25 protein-coding genes and 1 pseudogene are annotated in these 22,777 nt (G+C 39.2%); 5 read left to right on the top strand and 21 right to left on the bottom strand.

All coding sequences use genetic code 11. From position 1 onward, the window contains the following. Positions 1–17: 17 nt before the first annotated feature. The 10 genes from yidD to EL076_RS01485 form a co-directional block, all read right to left on the bottom strand. On the bottom strand, positions 18–269 hold the full coding sequence (gene yidD, locus EL076_RS01530; RefSeq protein WP_003098012.1) for a membrane protein insertion efficiency factor YidD: 252 nt from the start codon (positions 267–269) through the stop codon (positions 18–20). Next, complete coding sequence (locus tag EL076_RS01525) at positions 266–991, bottom strand: pseudouridine synthase (protein WP_003092124.1); 726 nt, start codon at positions 989–991, stop codon at positions 266–268. Before EL076_RS01525 ends, yidD begins: the two co-directional genes overlap by 4 nt. Positions 992–1,083: 92 nt before the next feature. After that, positions 1,084–1,665, bottom strand: a complete 582-nt coding sequence (scpB, locus tag EL076_RS01520) for an SMC-Scp complex subunit ScpB (RefSeq protein WP_003092126.1) — start codon at positions 1,663–1,665, stop codon at positions 1,084–1,086. Further along, entirely contained in the window at positions 1,658–2,371 is a 714-nt protein-coding gene (locus EL076_RS01515; protein WP_003092139.1) for a segregation/condensation protein A, read from the bottom strand. The genes scpB and EL076_RS01515 overlap by 8 nt, the downstream gene beginning before the upstream one ends. Next, positions 2,371–3,132: a site-specific tyrosine recombinase XerD gene (gene xerD / locus EL076_RS01510; protein WP_003092233.1), complete on the bottom strand. Its 762-nt coding sequence runs from the start codon at positions 3,130–3,132 to the stop codon at positions 2,371–2,373. Before xerD ends, EL076_RS01515 begins: the two co-directional genes overlap by 1 nt. Beyond that, on the bottom strand, positions 3,086–3,568 hold the full coding sequence (cbpB, locus tag EL076_RS01505; protein WP_003092169.1) for a cyclic-di-AMP-binding protein CbpB: 483 nt from the start codon (positions 3,566–3,568) through the stop codon (positions 3,086–3,088). The genes xerD and cbpB overlap by 47 nt, the downstream gene beginning before the upstream one ends. After that, positions 3,565–4,086, bottom strand: coding sequence for a metallophosphoesterase (locus EL076_RS01500; protein ID WP_003092148.1), 522 nt, complete (start codon positions 4,084–4,086; stop codon positions 3,565–3,567). Before EL076_RS01500 ends, cbpB begins: the two co-directional genes overlap by 4 nt. Continuing rightward, positions 4,068–5,042 (bottom strand): nucleoside-triphosphate diphosphatase, encoded by a 975-nt coding sequence (locus EL076_RS01495; RefSeq protein ID WP_003092145.1) that lies wholly within the window; start codon positions 5,040–5,042, stop codon positions 4,068–4,070. The genes EL076_RS01500 and EL076_RS01495 overlap by 19 nt, the downstream gene beginning before the upstream one ends. Next, positions 5,035–5,850 (bottom strand): glutamate racemase, encoded by an 816-nt coding sequence (gene racE, locus EL076_RS01490; protein ID WP_003092217.1) that lies wholly within the window; start codon positions 5,848–5,850, stop codon positions 5,035–5,037. The genes EL076_RS01495 and racE overlap by 8 nt, the downstream gene beginning before the upstream one ends. A gap of 64 nt (positions 5,851–5,914) precedes the next feature. Then, entirely contained in the window at positions 5,915–6,160 is a 246-nt protein-coding gene (locus tag EL076_RS01485; protein WP_003098017.1) for a YneF family protein, read from the bottom strand. 241 nt (positions 6,161–6,401) lie between these two features. Here EL076_RS01485 and EL076_RS10165 point away from each other — a divergent pair, with 241 nt between their 5' ends. Then, positions 6,402–6,716 carry a TetR/AcrR family transcriptional regulator gene (locus EL076_RS10165; RefSeq protein ID WP_003098020.1) on the top strand — a complete coding sequence of 105 codons (315 nt, stop codon included), beginning with the start codon at positions 6,402–6,404 and terminating at the stop codon, positions 6,714–6,716. Between the two features lie 252 nt (positions 6,717–6,968). Here the strand turns inward: EL076_RS10165 and EL076_RS01475 are convergent, their stop codons facing one another. Then, positions 6,969–8,222: a diaminopimelate decarboxylase gene (locus tag EL076_RS01475; RefSeq protein WP_003092158.1), complete on the bottom strand. Its 1,254-nt coding sequence runs from the start codon at positions 8,220–8,222 to the stop codon at positions 6,969–6,971. A gap of 245 nt (positions 8,223–8,467) precedes the next feature. On the opposite strand from EL076_RS01475, the gene EL076_RS01470 reads away from it, so the two are divergent. Both EL076_RS01470 and EL076_RS01465 read left to right on the top strand, forming a co-directional pair. Then, positions 8,468–9,061: a hypothetical protein gene (locus EL076_RS01470; RefSeq protein ID WP_003092193.1), complete on the top strand. Its 594-nt coding sequence runs from the start codon at positions 8,468–8,470 to the stop codon at positions 9,059–9,061. Between the two features lie 215 nt (positions 9,062–9,276). Beyond that, entirely contained in the window at positions 9,277–9,465 is a 189-nt protein-coding gene (locus EL076_RS01465; protein WP_227278534.1) for a hypothetical protein, read from the top strand. 62 nt (positions 9,466–9,527) lie between these two features. Here EL076_RS01465 and EL076_RS01460 read toward each other — a convergent pair whose 3' ends face one another. From EL076_RS01460 to EL076_RS01450, 3 genes are all read right to left on the bottom strand, one after another. Next, positions 9,528–10,217 (bottom strand): Bax inhibitor-1/YccA family protein, encoded by a 690-nt coding sequence (locus EL076_RS01460; protein ID WP_003098029.1) that lies wholly within the window; start codon positions 10,215–10,217, stop codon positions 9,528–9,530. 23 nt (positions 10,218–10,240) lie between these two features. Continuing rightward, the gene (locus EL076_RS01455) at positions 10,241–10,744 is read right to left on the bottom strand and encodes an HD domain-containing protein (RefSeq protein ID WP_003098033.1); all 504 of its coding nucleotides are present in this window, start codon (positions 10,742–10,744) and stop codon (positions 10,241–10,243) included. A 101-nt stretch (positions 10,745–10,845) separates the two neighbouring features. Beyond that, a complete protein-coding gene (locus tag EL076_RS01450) occupies positions 10,846–11,583 on the bottom strand; it encodes a TrmH family RNA methyltransferase (protein ID WP_003098035.1) in 738 nt (245 codons plus the stop codon). 102 nt (positions 11,584–11,685) lie between these two features. Between EL076_RS01450 and EL076_RS01445 the strand changes: the two genes are divergently transcribed. Beyond that, a complete protein-coding gene (locus tag EL076_RS01445; protein WP_037621586.1) occupies positions 11,686–11,964 on the top strand; it encodes an acylphosphatase in 279 nt (92 codons plus the stop codon). A gap of 85 nt (positions 11,965–12,049) precedes the next feature. Beyond that, on the top strand, positions 12,050–12,967 hold the full coding sequence (gene yidC, locus EL076_RS01440) for a membrane protein insertase YidC (protein WP_003098040.1): 918 nt from the start codon (positions 12,050–12,052) through the stop codon (positions 12,965–12,967). Between the two features lie 78 nt (positions 12,968–13,045). Here yidC and EL076_RS01435 read toward each other — a convergent pair. The 7 genes and pseudogenes from EL076_RS01435 to EL076_RS01405 form a co-directional block, all read right to left on the bottom strand. Then, a pseudogene (locus EL076_RS01435) lies at positions 13,046–13,975 on the bottom strand (IS3 family transposase); the annotation flags it as partial. A 282-nt stretch (positions 13,976–14,257) separates the two neighbouring features. Continuing rightward, entirely contained in the window at positions 14,258–14,740 is a 483-nt protein-coding gene (gene greA, locus EL076_RS01430) for a transcription elongation factor GreA (protein ID WP_003095077.1), read from the bottom strand. A gap of 83 nt (positions 14,741–14,823) precedes the next feature. Beyond that, a complete protein-coding gene (gene mltG / locus EL076_RS01425) occupies positions 14,824–16,797 on the bottom strand; it encodes an endolytic transglycosylase MltG (RefSeq protein WP_003095145.1) in 1,974 nt (657 codons plus the stop codon). A gap of 99 nt (positions 16,798–16,896) precedes the next feature. Further along, on the bottom strand, positions 16,897–17,388 hold the full coding sequence (locus EL076_RS01420; RefSeq protein ID WP_003095047.1) for a GNAT family N-acetyltransferase: 492 nt from the start codon (positions 17,386–17,388) through the stop codon (positions 16,897–16,899). Positions 17,389–17,448: 60 nt separating this feature from the next. Continuing rightward, positions 17,449–18,777, bottom strand: coding sequence for a UDP-N-acetylmuramate--L-alanine ligase (murC, locus tag EL076_RS01415; protein ID WP_003095189.1), 1,329 nt, complete (start codon positions 18,775–18,777; stop codon positions 17,449–17,451). Between the two features lie 26 nt (positions 18,778–18,803). Then, a complete protein-coding gene (locus EL076_RS01410) occupies positions 18,804–19,520 on the bottom strand; it encodes a hypothetical protein (protein WP_039976622.1) in 717 nt (238 codons plus the stop codon). Positions 19,521–19,674: 154 nt separating this feature from the next. Next, positions 19,675–22,770, bottom strand: a complete 3,096-nt coding sequence (locus tag EL076_RS01405) for a DEAD/DEAH box helicase (protein ID WP_126428983.1) — start codon at positions 22,768–22,770, stop codon at positions 19,675–19,677. Positions 22,771–22,777 lie beyond the last annotated feature (7 nt).

The following is a 22,777-nucleotide window of genomic DNA, read 5'->3' as shown; positions in this document are numbered from 1 at the left end:
GAAAAACTCCTTTGGATTCATTTATCCAAAGGAGTTTTATTACGTTTTAGGCTAAAATAATCTGGTACTGGGTCATCACCAGTCTCTGATAAGGGATGGCATCTTAAGATACGGGCGATTCCCATAATAATTCCCTTTAAACCATGTTTTTCTATTGCCTGAATCATATAGACTGAGCAAGTTGGACGAAAACGACAAGACGGTGGAAACAGGGGAGAAATCCATCTCTGATAAGCCTTTACTAACGCAATCAGAAACTTCTTCATCATTTAACCTTGTTAACAGCAACGTTATGAAGCTGACTAATTTCTTTTTTGTTTAGACGGCGTGACTCCCCTGGACGTAGCCCTGTCAAATCTAGGGTACCAAAACGGGTACGCGACAACTTATCAACAAGCAAACCTACTGATTCAAACATTTTCTTAACCTGATGGTTACGCCCTTCATGAATCGTCAACTCAACGACTGATCGGTTCTTTTCATGATCCACCTTGATAATATTGTAACGGGCCGGCTGGGTTTTTTTACCATCAAGCACCACACCACGAATCAAAGGACGAAGATTTTCCTTGGTCGCAATACCTTTAACACGCGCCAAATAAACCTTATCAATCTCATTACGTGGGTGAATCATTTTATCGGTAAAGTCGCCATCGTTGGTTAAAATAAGAAGGCCAGTCGTATCCCAATCAAGACGACCAACAGGATAGATACGTTCCTTAACGTGGGGCATTAGGTCAATCACCGTCTTACGATTTTTCTCATCAGATACTGAAGAAATAACCCCGCGTGGTTTATTAAGAAGGTAGTATACCTTTTCTTCATTGTAAATTGGGCTTCCATTTACCTCGACAATGTCGCCACTTTTGACAATTGTTGCCAATTCCGTAACGGTCTTACCATTTAAAGTCACACGGCCTTCTTTAATCAATTCCTCAGCTTTACGACGACTAGCCACACCAGCGTGGGCAATATATTTATTAATTCGCATTCTTTTTCTACAGCTTAAGCTGTATCCTTTCTACCTAGCATCTCTGCTATGTTTCTTTATTTTTTAATGATTAGTTTCAACAAGGTTTACTCTTAATTATCCAAGTCCTCAAGCTCTTCTGAAGCATCTTCCCTAAAGAGACTCGTTTCTTGCTCTTCAAGTTCTAGTTGATTAATGGCCACAAGTTCGTCTAAACTGTTAATTCCCATATAATCTAAGAAATAATCAGTTGTCGCATATAGGTTGGGACGACCCACAGCATCCTTTTTACCAGCCTCTCGAATGAGATCAAAAGCCTGAAGCTTGGCAATAGCGCCGCTGGAATTGACACCTCGAATGTCATCAACTTCAGCTCGAGTAATGGGCTGTTTATAAGCAACTATAGAAAGTACCTCGAGACTCGCTCGGGATAGACTTTGGTTGATTGGCGTTTTGGAATAGTCACGCAGAAGACTTGCAAAATCAGGCTTAGTCACGATCTTATAGGTATTTGACGATTCCAATAAACAAAGAGCCGTATCCTCATCTGCCTCATACTTGGCTTGCAATTTTTCCAAGGACTGAGTCAGTCCAGTCACTGGCATTTCTAAAAGCTGTGCCATAGTACGTAGACTAAGACCATCTTCACCAGCCACAAAAAGTAAAGCTTCTAATCGTGCTAAGTGACTACTCATTCGTCCATTCCTTTCTTAGAGTGATTGTTCCAAAAATTGTTTCCTGCTGTACCGAGATTCGATGTACCTTAATCAATTCAAGAGTTGCCAAAAAGAGGGTGATTACTTGATTCATATCTTTAGCATCGGTAAAAAGTTCATCTAAATGTAGCTCATTTTTTGAGCCAAATGCTTCCTCAATAATCAGCATCATATCTTCAATTTTATAATCGTCACGCGCAATAGTCGTGTGATTTCGGCGAATTTCTTCTTGCTTTTCAGCCATGATTTTTGAAAAAGCCAAGAAAATGTCTTGAATAGTCTTATCCTGATTCAACGTCACATCTTCATAAACCAATTCAACTTTTGGTTTTGAAAAATACTGAGCACGTACCTCATGCTGCTTAGCTAACTCTTGACTAGCTGCTTTGAAGCGTGCATACTCTTCCAATTGACTCAAGAGTTCTAGCTCAGGATCATCTGCTTCAGGCTCAGCCTCCACCACTGTAGGCAGAAGCTTACGACTCTTAATCAGCATAAGCTGACTAGCCATAAGCATATATTCCCCAGCAACTTCAAGCTTCATGGCTTGCAAGGTTGCCAAATAAGCCAAGTATTGCTCGATAACCTCAACAATGGGAACATCGTAAATATCTACCTCATACTTAGAAACCAGATGGAGCAACAAATCCAGTGGCCCCTCAAAATCTTTTAACTTAATATCCATTAGGTTTTATAGTATTTCTCCAAGGTCACTGGACTTTTTAGCCCGAGTAAACGAGCAAGTTCAAAGGCGCCCGTTCCCTTTTCAATCTGTCTAAGAATAAATTGCTGGCGCAAGACTTGGGCAGTTACCCCCGATAAGCCACAGTCACTAACATAAGTCTGGATTTGCTTATACAGCCATTGTCGGGTATAGACCTTACCCAAAAGCAAGCCCTGGCTGTTGATATCTTTAATAGCCAACAAATACTGCTTCACATCTGCTTCAAGTCTGAGAACACGCTTAGTGCTTCCCTTGGCCACAGTTACAACACCAAAATCCAAGTCAATGTCGACCCAGTCCAACTCCAAAATCTCTGAAGGTAAGAGTCCCAGCTCTAGAATCAGCAGACAAGACAGCTTACCAACCCCTTCATGCCCCTCGTAAAGAGATGAAAGATTCAGTATTCGCAACTTATCCTCCTGAGAAGGTAGTATTACTGTCTCTGATAGTTTGAAAAATTTCGTTAATTCACCCTTTTGATAGAGGTATAGCAAAAATTGATTGACCGCAGAGCGCTTACGCTTTTGTACGGATGGCTTCCATTCCTTCAGTTGGTTTTCATAGAGCTTGAGACTAGCTTGATCAATTTGTCCTGAGATCGCCGTTGCAAACTGCTTAAGATCATAAGCATAAGCTTGCTTTGAACTCTCCGAAATGACCTTAGTAGCCAGAAAATCAGTGATCTGAGTTGTCAGTTGTTTTTGGAATGATGATATAGTCATGTGTAAAGTCATGTAAGAGGCTATTAACCGCCTTTAGAATCGATTTTCGTGTAATAATCCCTTTAAAAATACCTTGGCTGTCAACCACAGGAAGGAAAGGATTATTAACTAGCTTATGCATTACCTCATTTAGATTGGCATTATCTTCTACTGTTTCCACGACATCTGATGTCATCGGACCGATATCACGGTTAACCATCTCCCACTCTTGCAAGTTATGTTCATCTTGATAACGTTTAATATCCGTCAAAGATATGGTCCCAAGATAATGCTTATCCTTAGTCAAAACGGGAACGCGCGAATAACCATTGCTTGTCAAAAGCAAAACCACATGATTAGCGTTGTGACTATCAATAAAAATAGCAACCTGATCTGATGGGATCAAATAATTATCTAAGCGAGCCAACAAAAAATCTTCAAATTCTTTAGCAATCATCGTTCAAATTCCTGTGTAAGTTCTGAATAAAGTTCATGGTCACGTGTGTAATATTCCACACGAATCTTTGCATCGTTTATAATCACCTTAGCATAGAGTTTCTCATGGATTGGGCCACGTGGCTGTGAAACAGAACCTGGATTGATATACACTGTCTTACCATTTCGCCAAGCTGCTGCCGCATGTAAATGCCCATATAGACAGATATCAGCATCCTCTTGTTGCGCCCAAAGATCTAACTTGTCCCAGGTAAAATTAATGCCATAGAGATGACCATGGGTTTGTGCAATAATCACATCACCAAGTTTAACGACCAAACGTTCTGGATAACCTGAATCATAATCACAGTTGCCACGAACCACATGGATACCTTCCCAAACAGGATCACTTGATTCTAACTCAGAATCTCCATTATGGAAAATAGCATCTACCTTCCCTTGATAACGATTTTTTATATCTACTACAATGTCACGTTCTCCATGGGAGTCGCTCATTACGATTATTGTTTGTTCTGCCATGCTGGGAAGACCTCCATAAGTTTCTTAACAGCTTGTCCACGGTGAGATTGTTCATTTTTCTCTTCTGCAGAAAGCTCTGCTGCTGTTTTACCCGTATTACCAACTAAGAAAAGGGGATCATAACCAAAACCATTGTCACCTTTAGGTTCTCGTCCAATATAACCCTTCCAGTCGGCGTCAACAACCAAACTATCACGTCCAGGTGCTGCAACAACTAAAGTTGTATGGAACTGGGCTGAGCGTTTGCTATCATCAAGTACCATGGCAAGTTCATGCAGTAACTTAGCATTATTTTCAGCATCGGTAGCTTCTAGACCCGCAAAACGAGCAGACCACACACCTGGCAAACCTCCAAGAACATCTACCTGCAAACCTGAATCATCTGAAAGAACCATCTTACCAGTTAATTCCGAAATAGTTTCCGCCTTCAAGCGTGCATTTTCTTCAAAGGTCATACCCGTTTCAGCAACCTCAGGAAGATCTGGATAATCATTAAGATTTTCTACCTTAATACCAAGCTTTCCAAAGAGTTCCCGAAACTCCTTGGTTTTTCCTTCATTGCGTGTCGCAATCAATAGGACATCACCAAAGTCTGATTTGTTATCAGAACCAAAGAAATCACTCAAGACGACACCCTCTCTAGGCACATGCACATAGACAAGCTTATCTCCTTCACTAACTATCAAAGCTCCTTGATGTTGTGTAACAGCTAAGTCCCGACCAGTTTCCTCTTTCAAGCAATCCAAAATAAAGGATACTAAGCGAAGGTCTGAAGAATGTTTAGCAATATGTAACTGAAAGTCACTGACAGCCAAAACGTTAGTCAAAGCTTGGAAAAAGTCAACAAATTGTTCGTAAGCCTCATCGCCACCAAAACAAGTCAAGTGATTATAGCTTCCAAAACTAGCCAAGTACCAGTCTTGATCATCCTTATATTCAAAAATTGATTTAGTCATTTTCTAACTCCTTGTCCAAATCTACATGTTGGACAGTAACTTCCTCACCCAGCCACTGTTCAGCAATTTCTTTAAAACCAAGCACACTAGCTGTGGTGTAGTATTCTTCCGTCTTGTCTTCGACCTCACGACTACGGTTAATCTCAAAGTAATTGAGCAAGACAGAAACATCACGAACAGTTTCAGCTCCGCTATCAATTAATTTGACACTTGGTCCCATAACATTCTGAATAATCGGTCGTAAAAGTGGGTAGTGGGTGCAACCCAAAACCAAGGTATCTACCTTATCAACTAAAGGAGCCATGCTTTCATAGACAATCTTTTTAGCCACACTTGAATTAATTTCATTGGATTCAACAATTGGGGCAAAACGGGGACAGGACAAACTCAGGACATTCATTTGAGGCGCCAGACGCTTAATTTTTTGCTCATATATATTAGATGCAATTGTCATAGGAGTACCAATGACACCAATTTGACCAGACTGGCTAGACTTAATGGCAGCACTAGAACCAGGCAAAACAACACCTAGTACTGGAATGTCCAAAGCCTCTTTAATTTCCTCCCAAACTACTGCTGTCGCCGTATTGCAAGCAATAACAATCATCTTTACGTCTTTAGTCAGGAGAAATTTAACCAACTGCCATGTATATTCTCTGATTTGTCCTGCTGGTCTAGGACCATATGGGGCCCTAGCAGAATCACCAATATAAACAATAGACTCGTGAGGCAACTGACGTTTAAGCTCACGTACTACCGTCAGGCCTCCGACACCAGAATCCAAAAATCCTATAGGTCGATTATCCATCTTGCCTCCTTATCCCCTTACATTACATGTAAAAAGCTGAGATTCACGTCCCAGCTCCCCACCATTATTTTTTCTTGCTATCTGCAAGTGCTTGTTTTTGTTGTTTAATAATCTGATTATATGTTTGACGCACTTTGGCTTCATTAGGCTTTTGACCTGCTGCTGACATCATTGTACGAACAGCGTCCACATTCAAACGAGGATTTTCAGCTAATTCTTTCTCAATTTGTTTGCGGGCAAAATATGCGCCTCCGTAAAAGCCACCTAAAAGGGCTACAAAAACAAGAATAATCCAAAGGACGGTGTTCATAAATTTAATTCTCCTATAACGTTGATTTACCTTATATTATAGCAAAAATAGGCCTTACTGACAAATAAGACGTTGGTTTCTTAACGAGTCCGCAAAAAAATTACTTTTCTAAAATACTGATAAAATGAGAGCTTCAGCTTCTTTTACTTACAACTGTAAAGGACTTGTAAGATTTCCGGGAAAAAATTAGTTTTTTATATAAGTCTTGAAATTATTATGTTTATATAAAAGGGGGGGATTTATGCTAAAGGAATCAACTATTTCCGAACAAAAAATTGTTAATGCATTTACTGAACTCTTAAAAGAGAGTTCACTCGAACAAATCAGCATCACAGACATTATCAAAAAGGTAAATCTCAGCAGACCAACCTTCTACTACTATTCAAATCAAGATGACTTGGTTGAAACCACCTTCTCTAAAATTTTAGATAAAATTTCAAGTATTCTGCAAAAGGATATAACCTATCAAGAAGGTGTTCTAACCGAGATGCGACGATATCTTAAGGGAAATCATGAGCTCTCTCATATTCATGACACACATTCCAAATATCAATAGATTAATTCGTAAGTTCATTACCGAGACCATCCTTAACTCTGATATCGAAATTATCACAGAACTTATGGAAAAAAACTATCATATCCCAGTCGAGTATTCTTTGGAAGTATACGATTAGTACCATTATCACCATTTTGACACTCTGGCTCAAGGAAGACTGTATTGAATCTCCAGAAGAGATGGCTAATATAATTCTTGAAGCGGTTATCATTAAAGCAAAATAAGCTAGACCTCCTAGGTCTAGCCTATTTGTTAAATTTCAAAATCAAATCCGTCAAGTGTCGCAAAATAATCATTCATAGTCTCTGCACGGCGAATCATTCGCGCTGTTCCATCTTCTTGATAGAGAATTTCTGCCGAACGAAGACGACCATTATAGTTATAACCCATTGAAAAACCATGGGCACCAGTATCATGAATAACCAAGGTATCTCCAATACGAGCCTCAGGCAATTCACGGTTCTTAGCAAACTTGTCATTGTTTTCACAAAGCGAACCTGTGACATCAACCACTTGAATATCACCATTTGGATTAGTCATATTAGTAATGTGGTGGTAGGCATCGTACATTGCTGGGCGAAGCAAGTTAACTGCAGAAGCATCAACACCAACATAACGTCGATAAGTATCCTTAATATGGAGAACCTTAGTAACAACGAGTCCGTGTGGCGCTGTCATGAAACGACCAAGTTCAGTGTAAATACTGATGTCCCCGAGATCATTTGGAACAAGGATTTCATCAAATTTAGTATGAACACCTTCACCAATAACAGCAATATCGTTTTGCTTGTTCGCTGGCGTGTAATCTACCCCAACACCACCTGATAAGTTGATAAAGTCAAGGCTAACACCAAGCTCATTCTTAATTTCTACAGCCAATTCAAAGAGTTGAGCAGCCAAGGTTGGATAGTACTCATTCGTTACTGTATTTGACGCCAAGAAGGCATGCAAACCGAATGATTTCACCCCTTTTTCTTTAAGGTAGGCATAACCTTTGAAAAGTTGCTCCTTAGTCATCCCAAATTTAGATTCTTCAGGATGATCCATAATATCTGTACCAAGTGAAAAGACACCACCTGGGTTAAAGCGTAAAGAAAGCGTTTCAGGAAGCCCTGCAGCCTCTTCCAAGAAGAAGATATCTTCGTAAGCATCAAGGTTAATTGTCGCATTAATATCACGCGCGTAAACAAATTCTTCTGCACGTGTATCATTAGACGTAAAACTAATAGCAGTGCTATCAAAACCAATTTTGTTACTCATGACAAGCTCTGTATCAGTCGCACAATCTACACCGCACCCTTCTTCCTTCAAGATTTTGAGGATTGCTGGATTAGGTGTTGCCTTTACAGCAAAGAATTCTTTAAAACCAGGATTCCATGAAAAGGCTGCATTAACTGCACGCGCTGTTTCACGAATACCTTTTTCATCGTAAAGGTGGAAAGGTGTTGGAAATTCTGCAGTGATTTGATCAAGTTTATCAGCCGTAATAAAGGGTGTTTTTGTCATTTTATTCTCCATTTTTTACAATAGTAACCTTATTATAGCATAAGAAAAGGCTTGAACCCCAAATTTCTAATAATCTCAAGGGATATTTCATAATACAATAGACGCATAACCTTAATAAAATAATGGGGATTATTTATAAAAAAATATCTTTATTCTGGGGCGATTTCTCTAATAGCCGTCTTTACATTGTCAGCATGTGCCAAACCAAAACTCGATGCTAAGCTTCTGTTAACGACATTGTCTATATGTCTAGAAGAGGCCTCAAACTTAAAGCTGATCAAACCTTGGTTGAAGCCTCATTCAAACTTGAGGATATTTCTGAAGATATGAAAAATGAGCTAAAAACATCTGCTAAACAGTTTTACCTCAAAGATGAGGATGGTAAAAAAGTCACAGCAAGTAAGATTGACAAAGATGACCTACCTATTCTCTTCAACAAAAATAATAACGTAGAAAATGCTACAGATGACTTTGGAAAAGTTGAAGCTAATGACTACAAGACTGTCTCTCTCTTTTTCGAAGTGAACAACGATTCAAAATATAAACTCTATTTTGAATCAAAAGATGAAAAGACAAAAGGACAGACTGTTTCTACTAGTCCAAAAAATTTCGATGGTCAAACAACTACCAATGTAAAAAAAGATGTTGATACTTATTTCAACGCAGTTTCTCTAGATGGAGAAAGTAAAAATTACAATAAATTTGTTTCTAATGACTTAGATAAGGCTAAGAGTGAACTTAGTCAATATTTCTCAGATAGTCTTCAATATAGCTATGATGAAACTGATAATATCAAACCAACTGGAGATGAAGTTCCAAAAGTTTCCGGATGTGTTTAAACTGATAATCGTGAACGTGGTAGTTAGTCTGTTGATAACATTATCGTTACTAAATATAAGACGGAGTTTAACGTTGACATGTCAACTATCAGTATGAAAGCTGCAGACGATGCATATGCGGCTAACCATCCAAGTCTTACTGACGATCTAAAAAAACACCTACAAAGCAATATGCTAACGCTGGAAATGTCGACCAATTGACCCAACAATACTATATGGAAACTTACTTACCTAATTCAATTAAAAAAGTAAGTCCATCAGTACCAAAGACAGACGAAACAAATATCTTTAAGGATTACTCAGTTGAACTCACTAAGAAAGACGATAAGTGGGCCTTTTCCGACAAAGATAGCTATGTCGAAAAATGGGATTACTATCTACTCTCCTACACCTATACAGGTTAACAAGAAATAATTACAAAAAACGTTAAACACAAAAAAATCAGCCGTTTGGCTGATTTTTTTTACTAGTCACGACTTGCAAAGATTCGCAAGATATTCAAGAACAAGTTAATAAAATCCAAGTAGAGACTGAGCGCCATAGAAACCGCCCACCCATCTGTGACTTGACCATTAGTACTATAATAAATCTTTTTAATTAACTGATTGTCATAAGCAATTAAGCCAGAGAAAATGAGAACTGATACAATACTAATCACAAAACTCATCGTGCTACTTGCAAAGAAAATATTAACTAAGCTAGCCACAATAATTCCAATCAAAGCTGCCATAAGAAATTTGACTATTCCTGACAAATCACGCTTAATAGAAACTCCGATAAGTGCCATGACAAAAAAGACAATGGCAGTACTAATAAAAGCTTGGAAAACATTAGCCTGAGTGTATTGGACAATGATAAAACTTAATGTAAAACCATTCAAGGCTGAATAAACTAAGAATAAGGGCAGAGCCGCAGGTGTGTTCTTTCGTGCAGCACCACTAGCCAAAAAAACCAAAGCTAACTCAACAAAAATAGCTGCCGTATAAACCCAAGAATAATTCATCAGAATATTAACAAAAAGATGAGAGAGAGGGAATAACATCAGATAAGAAATGACTGCTGAAATCCCTACCCCAATACCAACAAGACCGTAAATCTTCCCGAAAAAGCGATTTAATCCTGCATCACTAGTTGTATAAATTGCATTTGATTCCATAAATATCTCCTAAGTTTAATAAATTAATGGTGGTGACTTTGTAGAGTCTTGCGACGGAAAAACTTACGATTTTTAATGCGATTTCGTAAAGGTGTCACTGCTTCTTTAACAGCCCAGTACTTATCCACCATGGTAACGATATAAGATTCCTTATACTTTGGCGGTGCAATAGTTGCTCCCCACATATGTTTGAGGATGATATCCTCTTCTTTTTTGTTTAAATTAACAAGCTTTCTGGCATTACGAACAGCAATCCGTGGGTGCACCCAAGCATGACTCTTATTAAATTTGGTTACTCGCCAATCATAATAGAAAAAGTCATGCAAGAGACCACCTCGAGCAGTACTCTTAGCATCCCAGCCAAATTTTTTAGCAATTTTGTAGCTAGTATAACTAACATTAACCGAGTGTTCCAAACGTGTCGAATGATGGTGTTGGACAATCCCATCCAATTTTTGAAAACGTGGGTGTGAAATCAAATGTCCAACAACTTCCATGAATTCTTTATCATCTTCTGGTCGCTTCATAATAATACCTCATTAATGTTTCTAACGCTTCTTCATTATACCACTAGAGCTTAAATTTATTTTAAAAGGCGAATATTTTCCAATAAAATCAGCCTTAGGACCTAGAGACTAAACATGATAATCCCTGCAGCAACAGCAACATTGAGACTCTCTGCCTGGCCCGGCATGTTAATATGTACCAGTTGATCCGCAGACTCAGCCATCTCCTTACTGATTCCCTGACCTTCATTTCCCATCACTAGGGCAAAATTACCGTCTGTCTTAACTGCTTTATAGTCAACGGAAACCTCTGAGAGAGTCGTTGCCAAGACTGTTAAATCATGTTTTTTACAAGTTTCAACCATCTCAAGAATCGGTCCACGATAGATTGGCAGATGAAAATGACTTCCCTGCATAGAACGTAAGGTCTTCTGATTATAAATATCAGCGGATTTATCTGATAAAAAGACCCCATCATAACCTGCAGCATCCGCTGTTCGAATCATTGTTCCTACATTACCAGGATCCTGAACATCCTCCAAGAGAAGGTACTTTCCTGAAAGAGACTCTGGCAAGGCTTGAGATTGTTTAGCAACTTCTGCCACAATCCCTTGGGGGGTCTGAGTTTCACAGAGCTCCTTGAGCACCTCTGGACTAACCAACTTAACTTTAGACATATTAGCTACACGGTCAGCCATCTCCTCAAGCACAAAAATTTGAAGAATATCCGCACCACTTGCCTTTGCTTCCTCAAAGAGATGCCACCCCTCTAAAAGATAACTGGTTTTACGGTGCTTGCGTTGCAACAATTTTCTAGCAGTCTTGATACTAGCATTTTGCTTTGATTGAATGATTTCCATACACTCATTATAGCAGAAATTGCTTGATAAATCTTGGACTTGACCGACTTTATAGCAAGGATTATACTGAAAGAAAGAGGTTTCAAAAGGAGGTCATGGGCCATGCAAAAAGTACGATTATTAGTCTCAGGAAGAGTCCAAGGTGTTGGTTTTCGTTATTCAACCTATGCATTAGCACTCGAAATTGGAGATATTTACGGTCGAGTCTGGAACAACGATAATGGAACTGTTGAAATTCTAGCACAATCAGATAAGCCTGCTAAGCTAGCTAAGTTTATCCAAGAAGTTCGAAAAGGGCCTTCAAAATGGTCTAAAGTAACCTATGTCGATGTGACCATGGCTAACTTCCCTAATTACAGCGATTTTCGCATGGCTAATTAAGGTCGGAGCTCCGTTTTTAACTTGTTCTCTTCCTTAAAAAAGGGTAAAATAGACAAGTATAACTAAAAACAAAAGGAATGATATTGTGAATAAAAATCAAAAACGTCTAGCCCTTATGGGGCTTGCTGCCAGCATGCTTCTCTTCCTATCAGGATGTGTGAGCCTTGATAAGTCTGGTAATCCTACTGGTTGGGTTTGGAACCTACTTGGTCGCCCTATGAGCCACGTCATCACCTACTTCGCACATAATTTAAATCTGGGATTTGGTCTTGGTATTATCTTCGTAACTATCATTGTTCGTTTGATTATCTTACCACTTGGTCTTCACCAATCTCGTAGTGCGGCCTACCAATCAGCAAAACGTGAGTACCTTGCTCCTGTCTTAGAACCAATTAACGAACGTTTGCGCAACGCTGAAACTCAAGAAGAAAAAATGGCTGCCCAGTCTGAACTCATGCAAGCTCAGCGTGAAAACGGCCTAAGCTTAATGGGCGGTGTTGGCTGTCTTCCTCTATTGATTCAGTTTCCATTCTTCTCAGCGCTTTACTATGCAGCACGTTACACTCCTGGTGTACTCAAGGATGACTTCCTCTGGTTTAACCTCGGTCATCGTGACTTCCCATTGATTATCATCATTGCCGCTCTGTACTATTTCCAATCTTGGTTGTCTATTCAACAAGTTCCTGAGGAGCAACGTAAGCAAATGGCGGCGACTATGTACAGCATGCCAATCATGATGATTTTCTTTGGTATCAGCTCACCTGCAGCCGTAATCCTTTACTGGTTTGTTGGTGGTATCTTCTCTATTATCCAGCAGTTGATTACTAACTATATCATCAAACCTCGCTTAAAAGAGAAAGTTGCTGAAGAGTTCAAAAAGAACCCTCCAAAAGCCCCTCGTACAACACCAAACAAGCGTAAAGATGTCACTCCAAAAAATACCCAAGCAATTGCAAATAAACCCCAAAAAAATCGTAACGCTGGTAAACAAAATCGTAAATAAGCTACAAAACACTCTTGGAACAATGTACTGATCCCAAAAAGTTAGACAATTAATTTATCCGAAGGATTTAGTTCTGTATTACACAGGACTGAGTCCTTTTAGTTTTACCTTAATTCGTTTATTGTTGTAGTAATCAATATAGCCTACAATAGCTTGTTTCAAATGCTCAATTAACTTAAACATCTTCTCATAACCATAAAACATCTCAGACTTCAGAATGCAAAAGAAAGACTTCATCATGCCGTTGTATGGGCTTGTTCCCTTTACGTGACATGGATGGTTCCTTTGTCTTCTAAAAAATGATGATAGAAATCGTGTTGATATTGCCATCCCTGGTCACTATGAAGAATCGTATTTGTATAATGTTACTCAGTGAAGGTCTGTTCTAGCATAGATTTTATTTATTTCAAGTTGAGCGAAGTAGAAAGATTGTAGGCGATAATTTCGCTGTTAAAACCATCTAAAACTGGCGATAAATAGAGTTTTTGATTGCTTGCTGGAATGGTAAACTCTGTCGCATCTGTGTAGCACTTTCCCATTGGTTTTGATGCTTCAAACTGGCGTTGAATGAGATTCTCTGCTTTCTTGCCAACCTCTCCTTGATATGAAGAGTACTTCCGTTTTTGACGAATTCGAGCACTTAAACCAAGAGCCTTCATCAGACGTTACACTCAGTAAAAATATCTTGAATCTCAGCTTTAAGCTCTTTATCTTTGTCAAGCCCACCCAGTCTCTTCACCTGATAGTAGTAAGTTGAGCGAGCTAAACCATCCGTTTCAAGAAGTAAATCTAGTCGAAATCCTCTTGTGACTATTTCTCTAATTATCTCTGACTTTCTCGCTGTAAGGCTTCGTCCCTGCCTTCTAGCTCTTTTAACTTTTTTAGGTAAGCCACCTCGGTACATAAGCGTTCATTCTCCTCTTGAAGTCGCTCTAGCTCTGGTATTTCTTCCCAAGTTTTCTTACGTTTACGTCCCATTTTAGGTACTCTTCCTCTTGTTTTCTCAATTCATATATTTAAACTTTATCTTCATAAGTCAATTTCATAATAAAACACCCCAAAAGGTAGATTGTTTCTGTCTAACTTTTGGGGTGTAGTTCAAAAAACTTCAAGAGTGTTTTCTTATAGATAAACTCAGACTAACCTAGCTCCTAATATCGCTGGTAACTAAAAAAGGAGTAAGACAGAACAAACGTTCTGCCTCACTCCCACAAGGATCAAACATCTACTACATCATGTAGGTATTTCGATGTTTGTTCAAATACTGGACAATTTTGTCCTAACATTTGCTTAGGCTGTTTTTTCTACACTAAGGATTTCAACAGAGTAGCTACCTGCTGGTGATTCGATGGCTACTTTATCTCCAACTTTCTTACCAATCAAGGCTTGAGCAATTGGGCTTTCATTTGAAATTTTACCTGAGAAAATATCAGCACCGGCTGCACCAACGATATGGTAAGTATCTTTGTCGCTTGTACCAACTTCTTGCACAACAACTGTTTTACCAATCGCAACTTCGTCATTAGCAACAGCATCACTATCAACGATTTCTGCGTAACGAATCTTTGTTTCAAGAATTTGAATTTGACCTTCAACAAAGGCTTGCTCATCTTTAGCCGCCTCATACTCAGAGTTTTCTGAAAGGTCACCATAAGAACGGGCAATCTTGATTCGTTCTACAACTTCTGGACGACGTACGAGTTTGTACTCCTCCAATTCTGCTTCAAGTTGTTCTTTTTCTGCTAGGGTCATTACATATGTTTTTTCTGCCATTTTTTCCTCTTTCCTGTTTTTTAGCCAGTTGGTTTAAAATCAAACTCAGTAGTTAGTTACGGAATTTTAATTAACCAATCAGACTATTTATCTTTTAGTTTGCTATTAATATAAGTTTCAACATTGTGCTGGTGCTCTTCATAGCTCTCAGCAAAATAGACATTACCAGTTGATACATCCGCCACAAAGTACATGTACTTGGTAGAAGATGGATTGATAACCGCTTCTATTGCCGACAGACTAGGACTATCTACAGGACCAGGCATCAACCCTTTATGAACATAATCATTATAAAGGGAGTCAATATTCGTATCAATCGTTGCATCTTCTTTCAAGGTCGTTTCTTGACCAAGTTTTCCAAGAGCATAAAGAACCGCGATATTACTTTGCAAGGCTATGTCTGAATCAAGACGATTATAGAAAACGCTAGCAATGTTTTTACGGTCATCGTCAGTTGCTCCCTCTTTTTCAACAAGAGAAGCTAAAGTCAAGATCTCATTAACATTGTGGTCACTTGATGAAATTGTTGCATAGTATGGTGATAGGTAGGTGTCCATCGTAGAGAGCATTTCCTCTGCCAAAGATTCCACCGTCGTATCGTCATGAATGTTATAAGTCGCTGGGAACAGATAACCCTCTAGGACATACTTAGCATCTGTATCCTTCGGAAGGTTTGCCAACAAGGCTGGGTACTTCGCTTTCATCTTAGTAAGAAAAACATCATCCTTCATAAGTTTCAAGAAGTCTTTTGCCTTAAGTCCAGTAGATGAATGTTTACCTTTTTTAGCTGATGAATTAACTTCAACCGCCTTGGCGATTTGCTCAATGGTGTATCCTTCTTTAACCAAGACTGTACCCAGAGATGGTTCCTGAGGCTTATCACTTCCTTTTTTCTGAAGTGCCTCAATAATTTCATCCATAGTCATACTAGGCTGAAGGTTATAGTAACCACTTTTTAGATTTGAAATGTTCTTAAACTTGGTATAGTAATTAAAGACTTTACCAGATTTAATGACACCAGCTGATTCCAACAACTGACCGATGTAACTGTTACCTGAATTTTCAGGAATTTCAACACTAATAAACTTAGTCGACTTGACATCTTTTGCACCAACTGCATCACTAACATATCGATAACCAAAGAATCCAGCTAATGATAAGATAAGAATCAATAAGACAATTATGTTTCTTGCAATTCGTCCTGCACGACGATTATTTTTATTGCGTTTTTGATTTCGATTGGAGCGTGAAATCGGTTCTTCGTTGATGATTTCGTCCTGTTTAACATCTTTTAGCGAGGACTCTTTCTTCTTCACTTTCTTACGTTTCTTTTTGTTAGCTTTTTCAGAGGCTGCTAAAGCAATACTCTCATCACTCTCATTGTCGTCAGTTACTAGGTCTGACTGAACCCTTACTGGTTCAGAGTGATTACTTGCTGTATGATGTTCCTGCAAAAATGCTTCTTTTTGACGTTCTGATGTCATCTTGGACACCAATTCTTTAGGATTCGTGTAGATAGATTCTTTAGCCTTAGCTTCAATGAGCTCCTTAGCAACATCTGCAGGAATATATTCTTCCTCTGATTCCGCGTTAAGACTAGTTTCCCAAACTGGACGTTTAAAACGACGTTTCAACATTTCAGTCTCCTGAGGAATAATTAAATTTTTCTCCTTATCAACTTGCTCTTTAGGACTTGATATTACGTTTGAATGGACATTAGGGGCTAAAGAATCAGCTTGAGAATTAGAAGACAAGTCAACACTATCTTGAAAATCTCGAGCCGTCTCAGAAGTCATAGTTTTAACTATAGCACTATGAGCAACAGAATGAGAACTCAAATTTTGGTTACTTACTTTATTTGACGCTGATCCAGAATCTATTGCATGGCTATCAGCTGACATTGAAAGTGGTGTCTCGGGCATAGTTGCACTTTTTTTATGCTCCTCCTCACGAAGAGAACGGAGCCGTGTCGCTTCTTGTAAATCTCGAAGAATCTGATTTTTAAAGCTTAGGCTATCTTCAGCAGATTCCGAGTGTTCATTATACTTGTCCGTCAAGGCATACCTCCTCTATAGTAACAAACGCCATTATATCTTAAAAAGTCAGTTAATGCAAATCAATTGGTTCTTTGTCACAGTAACGTAACACTGGCATTACTAGCCTTCTGGGTTCTCCCAGACCATATTATACCAAATGCTACCGCCATGGTTTGATTTGGATTCTCCTTCGTCAATGAAACCATTCATCTCATAGTAGGTAATCAGGTAATCATGACAAGTCAAACTAATCCCTTGACGTTTTTGAGCAATAGCTAGGTCTTTAAGAGCTGCAATCAAGGATGTTCCAACACCTTGCCCTTTAAAGTCTTTGGAGATAGATAAACTAGTAACTGCGATATAGCCTCCTTGACTAACATTAGGAGCCACTTTATGGAACAGGTCATCTGTGAGATAACGTTCCGCAATCACAGGTCCTTCTATATAACCAGCTACAGTGCCATCAATTTCAGCAATTAGGAAGGTATCACAAATTGTCTCTAAACGCTCTGCAATAGCCTCTGGTGTAGCAGCCTCTTCAGGCGAGAAATTATCTTGTTCGATACGAACAACATCAGTCCAATCATTCGTTCTAGCGTGTCGAATAATCATCTAAACTCCCTTTCTATCCAAGAGAAAGAGCTGAGCGAAATCGCTACAGCCCTTAATATATTACATGTGGGTTTGCAAGCTTGCTAGGAGCTCTTCAAATGAACGTTCATAAAGTTGGATGTCTCCAGCTCCCATAAAGACATAGACAGCATTGTCATGGTCAAGGAGAGGTGAAACATTTTCAACTGTAACCACTTTGGCAGGTTTATTGATTTTAGCGGCAAGATCTTCAACCTTTACATCACCGTGGTCAACTTCACGCGCAGAACCATAAATTTGTGCCAAATAGACAGCATCCGCTTCATTTAAAGCCTCAGCAAAGTCATCAAGAAGAGCAATGGTACGGGTAAAAGTATGTGGTTGGAAAATAGCAACAATCTCTTTAGATGGGTATTTTTGACGTGCTGCATCTAGCGTTGCAATAATTTCAGTTGGGTGGTGAGCAAAGTCATCGATGATAACAGTATCACTAATAACTTTCTCTGTGAAACGGCGTTTAACCCCAGAGAAAGTTTTTAGATGTTCAGCAACTAAGGCCATGTCAAAACCAGCTACATACAAGTTAGCAATAACCGCAGTTGCATTCAAGATATTGTGACGACCATAAGCTGGTACATGGAATTTCCCTATGATTTGTCCATCATGTTTCACATTGAAGTTAGACCCCGTCGTTGTACGAACAATCTCTGTTGCCATGAAGTCATCATTTTCTTCAAAACCATAATAATAGATTGGTGCATTGGATGTAATTTTACGGAGGTTAGAATCCTCACCATAAACAAAGAGCCCTTTTTGTACTTGCTTTGCATAATCATCGAATGCTGAGAAAACATCATCAATACTCGTAAAGTAATCTGGATGGTCAAAGTCAATGTTAGTGATAATTGAGTAAGCAGGATGGTACGGCATGAAATGACGTTCGTATTCATCTGCTTCAAAGACAAAGTATTGCGCATTGGCTGAACCACGTCCTGTTCCATCACCGATAAGGTATGACGTATCTGTGATGTTTTTCATAGCGTGTGACAAGAGTCCTGTCGTAGAGGTCTTACCATGTGCACCGGCCACACCAAAGCTAGTGAACTGATTCATGAAATGACCCAAAAATTCATGGTAACGCTTGAACTTATAACCATTTTTAATGGCATAAGCAATTTCAACGTTGTTATCTTCACGAAAAGCATTCCCAGCAATTAATTCAACATCTTCAGTGATGTTTTTTTCATCGAAAGGAAGGATTGGAATACCCGCTTGCTCAAGACCACGTTGGGTGAAGTAGTATTTTTCCACATCAGAACCTTGAACCTTGTGTCCCATTTGATGGAGCATCAAGGCCAAAGCCGACATGCCAGATCCTTTAATTCCAATAAAATGATAAGTTTTTGACATAGTTTCTCCTTGCAATCAAACTGCGATTAATTTGCATCTTCTAAATGCGTCAAATTTAGTTCTTGAGCAATTCGGTGTTCACGGTAAGCTTGACGTTCTGGGTAATTATAAACCTGGCTACGTTTCAAGAAGTCATAGCTATTTTTCTTGACGTTCTTACGAGATGGGTTACTAGGTTGTTGATAAGTTGGAACCACTTCTGCCAAGATATAAGTATCTTGTTTCAGACGATTTGCCAAGTGATGGATTTTTGAGTGCTTCCCATTAGGTGCTAATGTTCTCTTAATAGCACTCACAGGAGCTTCCAAGATAGACGCCGTCACTGGCTCCTTATCCGTTGTTACAGCAACTGCCTCAACAGTAGCCTCAAAGCTTGGTTTATTTTCTACCTTAGGCTTAGCAGCTAGTGAACGGATATTCGTAGATTTAGTTGATTGAACTTCTTGACGTAGGTATTTTTGGCGTTTATCACGTACGTCACGCTTCGCCTTTTCACGGGCTTCTTCAGCATAAGTCATTCCATCCTCTTGTGTTTCAGCTCGGTTTGGAGCCTGCTTACGTTTATGAGCCTTAGCTGACAAGAATTCATGGTTCAGCAAGAAATCGTTATAGTCCTTATCCTGATAAGGACCACGGATATTAGTGATTAAATCTTCATTTTCATATAGACGCATAGAGATAGGTTCTTGCAAGCAAGATTCTCCGTCCGGAATCAGCGGAAATTGTCGTCTTTGGCGATGCATAAAAGACTTCCTTTCGTTTTCGAGATGATGCGTATCTTAATATAAACAATCGGGAATGGGGAGATACGTCTTGCAATATTCTATTATAGCCTAATTCAGAAGATTTGCCTAGTGCCATTTTATATTTTAGTATTCCAATATTAAATATAACAGATTAAGATATTGCAATACCAAGAATTTCTTTAATATCCTCAACTGTCATGCTAGCACGGCTTTCATTGCCATCTAATACTGTTGTAACGAGATTTTTCTTACCTTCTTGAAGCTCAAGAATCTTCTCTTCGATAGTACCTCTTGTAATCAAACGGAAAACTTCGACATTTTGTTCCTGACCGATACGATGAGCACGACTAATAGCCTGCATTTCCACTGCTGGATTCCACCAAAGGTCAATCAGAATAACTGTATCAGCACCAGTCAAGTTGAGCCCTACACCCCCTGCTTTTAAAGAAATCAAAAAGGCATCTCGACTCCCCTGATTAAAGGCTTTGGTCATCTCCTGACGACTATCAGATGGGGTCGACCCTGTTAGCTTATAAGAGGAAATACCTACCTCTTGTAAAAGTTCCTCTGTAATATCTAACATCCCACGAAATTGTGAAAAAATAAGGACACGATGGTCTGATTCCTTAATTTGACTAAGTAGGTCTCTAAGACTATCTAATTTCCCACTATCACCAGCGTAATCCATAAAGAGGGCTGGGGTATCACAAATTTGGCGTAAGCGGGTAATTCCTGACAAGATTTCCACCTTATGACGGTTGATTTCCTGATCACTTGCCGAAATTAATCCTTGTTGCATCTGTTGCAATTGTGCTAAATAGATAGCCTTTTGAGCATCTGACAATTCACTTTGGTGAGTAATTTCAATCAAATCTGGTAGATCAGGAAGAACCTCTTCTTTTTTACGTCTTAGAATAAAGGGAGAAATATACCTAGCCACTTCCTTAGGTGTTAACTTAAGGAAAGTTTTTTTAGCTGGTAAAAGTCCTGGTAGAATAATCTGGAAAATAGACCAAATCTCCAACAAATGATTTTCAATAGGCGTTCCAGATAGTGCTAAGCAATGTGGAACAGAAAAATCACGTAGATATTGGGCAATCTTTGTCTGTGTATTCTTCATGACCTGAGCCTCATCGAGAATGAGATAGTCATATTTGCCAGACTTATAAGCATCAAAATCCTGACGGAAGGAAGCGTAGCTTGTAATGATAATCTGGTGGTCTTCGGCAATGATGTCATCACGTTTTGGCTTGAGTCCATAAGAAACCGCTACATCTAACTGAGGAGCGAACTTTTTAAACTCATCCTGCCAATTGTAAATCAGGCTTGATGGTGACAAAACCAAAACTCGTTGTCCTTCTTCTAAATGTGCAGAGAGATAGGCAATAGTTTGCAAAGTTTTCCCCAACCCCATATCATCGGCTAAGATACCTCCAAAACCATAGTGATGCAACATAGATAGCCACTGAACACCTTTTTCCTGATAGGGACGAAGGCCAGCTTCTACCTTATAGGTTGGCAAATCAAAGGTCTCTGGCTTACTCAAATGTTGCGTTAAGAGTTGGAAATCTTTTGAAAAACGAACAGAATCACTTTCTGAAAGAGCATCCATCAATTGATAGGCAGTTAATTGATGGAGTTCTAGGTGACCTTTTCCTGAATAACGAGCTCTCAGAGTTTTGAGGCTCTCACTAATACGATGCGTCGCTTCGTCAAAAACAATCAACTGACCACTACGATTGATAAAATAGGGCGAGCTTTCCATCAAGGCTGCTAAAGCATGATCCACATCTTCATCGTCAAGGCTTGAAAAATCAAAGGAAATATCTAATAAATTTCCCTGACGCTCTACCTGAACCTGTGGACTCTGCTCAACCCGTAAGTCACGTAACTCCTGTCCAATCAGAACCGTTCCTGCATTTCCAAAATCTGGTAGAGTATTTGTAAAGAAATCATAGAGCTCTTGACTGCTACTTAATCGTTTAAATGACTGAAAATCAGGGGTGAATCCATGCTTAGACATCAAACGAAAAACAGCCTGCTCATGACGATAGTTACTAGTAAATCCCAAACGACTCAACTCTTGGCGATCATGTACCAAAAAACCATCAAAATCAAAGGCTAATGTAAGAACAATCTCACTATCACCTTTCAGATTAAAGCGAAATCTCGGTGTAAAATCCTTGATATTAAAAGCTTTTGGTGCCTTAACCGGCCCCATAGTCTTAAAATCAAAAAGACTAGCAGCCAAGATGGCTTGTTCATCGAGATTAAAGCTGACGTGCTTATTCAAATCGCTTCCGATTGGAAGAGAGCGTAAGCCAACCAAAAGTTTTTGTTGTTTTCTATTCAGACGATAAAAAACACCTTGATAAAAGAGAATACGATTATTAAAAAAGGCCTGACTATTCTTCTCAGAAACAGTCAATTCAATCATCTTGGGCTCGACACAAATATCAAACGAGAAGAGATTGGCATCAGCAGTCAAGTCCTCGACCAAAAGTTGGCGGTATTCAGTTCCTTCCCATTCAAACCTAAAGCCATCCAAATCTTGCATCCGTCTCAGACCTTCCTCAAAAAAACCGTAGGGGAGACAAAGGTGACGTGCATTATTCGGTAAAATAAAGTCTAAATTAGTCTTGGCTTCATCTGGAATCATCCGTCCTAGGTAGTTTAAAAATGCCTGTGAAGCCTGGTCAAATTGAATAAGTGATAGGAGTTCATAGTAGTTCTTACCTATCTGATAATAACCCTCAGCCTCTACAAGTTTGAGAAAGGCAGGAATATCTCGAATAACATAAGAACGTTCATCTGGTAAGCGACGTAAACGTATGCTCCACCAAATCTCTGAACCAAAGGTAGACTCCTCTCCCTCTACCATCAAGCTATATCTAACGGTATCATCTTCATTTAGGGAAAGCCCTTCTAAAAATAAACCACCAAAAGAGTGACCTCGCTCTTGGCCCTGAGAGAGCTCTTGTTCCTCTTCCAGTTCTGCCAAGAGGCGCTGGCCTTCTTTATCATTTTTTAGATAATACTCAACCGCCGCCAAATGGGGACAATAGCCTTTTTGAGCGAAATAATCACAGTCACACGTGATTTCAGAATCATCGAGCGCATAAATTAAATGATGTTGGCCAACTGTCGTGTCCAACTGAGTTTCTGAGACCTGATGAATGGCAATTAGCCCCTTTTCAAAAAGTTTAATCCCCTCATTACGGACTCTACCCGGCATCAATTTCGCCATAGTATTC

The organism is Streptococcus vestibularis, from assembly GCF_900636445.1.
Taxonomy (GTDB): domain Bacteria; phylum Bacillota; class Bacilli; order Lactobacillales; family Streptococcaceae; genus Streptococcus; species Streptococcus vestibularis.
The sequence above is the reverse complement of the archived record's forward strand: the minus strand, read 5'-3'. Positions and strand labels throughout refer to the sequence as shown.